Here is a 3,780-nt window from a genome sequence, read left to right as displayed (position 1 = left end):
CGCAACATGTATCGTGCTGCCCGAGAGGCGCTGGAAAGCGCTCAGACTGACAAGTCAGTTCGGGTCATATTGTTTGGAGCAGAGGGCGAGGCGTTTACTGCCGGCAATGATCTGGGTGATTTCTCGAATGCCTCTAAGGGTAAAGGTGAAGAGCCGCAAGCCAGTGCTTTTATCAACGCTATTGCACGTGCGGAGAAGCCGATTGTTGCGGCTGTTCCGGGTATTTCAGTTGGTGTCGGTACGACAATGCTTCTGCACTGCGACCTTGTCTATGTCGCCGATGATGCAAAACTCTCTGCACCCTTTGTGAATCTGGCATTGGTGCCAGAGGCCGGATCCAGCTTCCTCATGCCTGCTCGTATTGGCTATGTGCGTGCGTTTGCTCTTTTTGCGCTTGGCGAAAGTCTCGCTGGCCAGGAGGCTGTCACACTTGGTATCGCAAACAAGGCGCTTCCCTGGGAGGATCTCCTTCCCGCTGCCAGAACCGCTGCACAAATGCTTGTCAAGAAGCCTGCCGGCTCACTGGTTGCAACAAAGAAACTGATGCGTGACACCGACGCGGTACTGAGGCATATGGCAGCAGAAAGCAAAGTCTTTGGCGAGAGGCTCAAGAGTGATGAGGCGCGTGAAGCGTTTAGTGCGTTCGCTGAACGTCGGCAACCCGACTTCTCGCAGTTCAACTCTTAAGCAGGTGGCTTGATGACGCCATTTTCAGCGTTAACCGCTGCGATGCTTGACGATGGTGACTCACACTTAATCACTGTGCCTGATGACTGGCTTCAGGGGCGCACGGCGTACGGTGGGCTATCAGCCGCTATGACCCTTGAAGCCATCTATAGAAGTGAGAAGGATCTTCCTCCACTGCGATCGGCTCAGTTTTGCTTCATTGGTCCCGCGACAGGTGAGTTGCGGGTTTCCAATAGTGTGTTGCGAAAAGGGAAGTCGACGGTAGTCGTTGGGGCGAGCCTCGACGGAGAAAGCGGGATCGCCGTCCGGTCTACGCTTTGTTTTGGTGCAGGAAGAGAGTCGACCCACAACTATAACTCTTTGAACATGCCAGTGGTTCCGGAACCAGACAACTGTCCCAGTTATTACACTTGGCCTAACCGTCCCAACTTCATGAGCCACTTCGAAGGACGGCTGGTGCACGGAGAACGGCCTAGAACCGCAGGCAGCGCGCCTGAGATGACAGTATGGCTCAGACATATTGACTCGGGGAACGGGCTGGAAACCGTCCGCCTCTTGGCGCTGGCAGATGCGCTGCCTCCGTCGTCCCTCATTATGTCAAGAGAGCCTACCGTTATTAGCACCATGACCTGGGCGGTAGACATGCTGGCACCTGAGCCGACTTCCTCATCTGGATGGTGGCTAGTTCGATGCGAAGCAGACACGTCTCAGTCTGGGTACTCGGTGCAAAGGACCGTGATCTGGAACCCCGATGGTGAACCTATTTTGGTCGCCACTCAAAATGTGGCGATATTTGGATGAGTACGCGGACATCAACCTCCATCACTCGGAGTGAATCTTCATTATCGTCAAGGGTGTTTGCCGTAGCCTGCGTAGGGACTGCCCTTCCGAATCTGGACTTGTTTAGTGTAAACATCGCTTTGCCCAGCATCGCAGCTGAGTTTGATTCGGTGCCACTCAGTGATCTCTCATGGATCCTCAATGGTTACGCCATTGCTTATGCGGCCTTGCTGGTATTCTTCGGTAGGTTGTCGGAAGGTTATCGCCGTGATCGGAGCTTCATCCTCGGCATCGTGATTTTTTCGATTGCCTCTGCAGGGTGCGCCCTGGCCGGCGGCGTATGGGGTTTGGTGCTTTTTCATACTGCGGCCGCATTCGGCGCAGCCCTCATGACACCGACCTCTATCGGTTTGCTGTTGGCGACATTTCCTCCTGAGAGGCGCGCTTCAGCGGTACGGGGTTGGGCCGGAATTGGTGGCTTTGCTGCAGCTCTGGGACCGATTGTTGGCGGGTTACTGGTAACTTTCGACTGGCGCTTGGTCTTTTTGGCCAACGCATTGCTGGGGACGACTGCGGCGATCGTAGCTTGGCGCGTTTTGCCAAGCATTCCAGGTCACCCGGTAGAGCGGCCGAGTGTTGTTGCTGCGTCTCTATTAACTTTCGGTATAGCCGCCCTCGTTTTTTCGATCATCAAGGTAAACAGTTGGGGGTTCCAATCGCCCGGCATTATCGCCAGTGCATTTGTTGCCGCCGTTCTGTTGGCGCTTTTCGTAATGCATTGCGTGCGGTCGTCCAACCCGCTATTCAGCCCCAGTCTTTTTAGAATCAGGTTATTCAGCGGAGCTTCATTGGCGATGGTTCCGTACTCCGTAACTTTTGGTGCAATGCTCTTCTCCGTTGCTTTATGGGGGCAATCCGCCTGGGGGTGGTCTGCCCTACAGGCCGGTCTGGCCATTATTCCGGGACCGTTGATGGTACCACTGACGTCGACTTTTCTGACTGGTCGGTTGATAGCGCGTTGCGGGGCCGCCATGACGGTGACACTTGGCGTTGGTTTTGTAGTGTTGGGCTTCGGGTTATGGGCGCTCTTGATCGGATTGACTGAAAGCACCGGCATTATTGTCGCTGGCATGCTCCTGAATGGCATCGGTGTCGGGCTGATTTTCCCCTCGCTCATGGGGACGGGCACTCAGGAGTTGCCACCGACCTCGTTCGCTACGGGCTCTGGAATGATAAACATGCTGCGCCAAGCTTCGATCGCAATCGGTGTGGCAATTTTTGTGGCTATCGTCGGTACGAAAACCTCCATGCAGGACCAGCTCTCCGCCTTTCGGATTGGCTGGTGGCTAATGGCTGCCATAACCTGTCTGACGTTATGGCCGACCTTCGTTTTCCTTCGCAAGCAACCCGAGCTGCAAGCCAGTGTCGCCGCTCCAAAGGCATCGCCTCTTCCAACGGATTCAGACGATCTCAATCAGCTATGAGGTCAATTGTAAACCTCCCTTTTTCAGTTGCATCGCGGCTTAAAGTTCTCCGTGTTTTAGAGCTTCGCCAAACATTCCTGTGGTGCCAAGCCCTCTAGTAGATTGCGAGCGCGTGAATGTTCGCTTTTGTTTATAATGCGTGCTTTTTGAGGCCGCAGTATTCAGAAACGTGCCTCACCAAGATCTGGGCGCTCGCGCCAGACCATAGTTGCATCATTATTTAACGTGGGTTGGATCTGTAGTGGAAAATTTATGCTTCAAAATTTGGAAAAGTTATGGGTAAAACCACAACCAAGTTCCTTCTCTTGAATCAATAGCTTGAACCTCTTTCTGGTACATTTCTGTGCATAGAGATTTGTGTTGAGCTGGAGAACGCCATCACCCTACCCGCCGGTACCGTTACAGCCTCATTAGTTTATACTTCCACTCCGAAGACATATCGTATTTCTAACCACCAGGGACCGGTGCTCACAGTAAGACCGGGCCCTGCATGTTCATCACACGAACGTTGTTGCTACTCCTGGTCTGGGGTTACGCGCTGGTGGCTGTTGGCCAGCCCGCGAATTTCTCCCAGGCTAAAGTCCTGCTCAAGGAGCAGGTGTATTACGACCAGAACCAGTCCGCTCAGGGCACCCTCTATTGCGGCTGCCAGTGGCAGTGGACCGGTGCTTCCGGGGGCCGGGCAGATCTTGCCGGCTGTGATTACGGAGTTCGCCGCCAGCAGGCCCGCGCCGAGCGGATCGAGTGGGAACACATCGTGCCGGCCTGGGTCATGGGGCACCAGCGCCAGTGCTGGCAGAACGGCGGACGGGAACACTGCGTGGCGGAT

Annotated in this window: 3 protein-coding genes; all 3 read left to right on the top strand. The window is 54.7% G+C overall.

Features of this window, described 5'->3' with window-relative positions; genetic code table 11:
- The coding region (locus AAC035_RS19470; RefSeq protein ID WP_339806772.1) for an enoyl-CoA hydratase-related protein at positions 1–687 on the top strand (687 nt) is incomplete at its 5' end.
- A gap of 797 nt (positions 688–1,484) precedes the next feature.
- Positions 1,485–2,951, top strand: coding sequence for an MFS transporter (locus AAC035_RS19465; protein WP_339806771.1), 1,467 nt, complete (start codon positions 1,485–1,487; stop codon positions 2,949–2,951).
- Between the two features lie 490 nt (positions 2,952–3,441).
- A partial coding sequence (locus AAC035_RS19460; RefSeq protein WP_339806770.1) for an endonuclease occupies positions 3,442–3,780 on the top strand: 339 nt, incomplete at its 3' end.

This window comes from uncultured Marinobacter sp. (assembly GCF_963974375.1).
Lineage (GTDB): Bacteria > Pseudomonadota > Gammaproteobacteria > Pseudomonadales > Oleiphilaceae > Marinobacter.
The sequence above is the reverse complement of the archived record's forward strand: the minus strand, read 5'-3'. Positions and strand labels throughout refer to the sequence as shown.

Coding starts and splice junctions, on each gene's coding strand:
- AAC035_RS19465 (WP_339806771.1), top strand. CDS start 1,485: ATGAGTACGCGGACATCAACCTCCATCACTCGGAGTGAATCTTCATTA.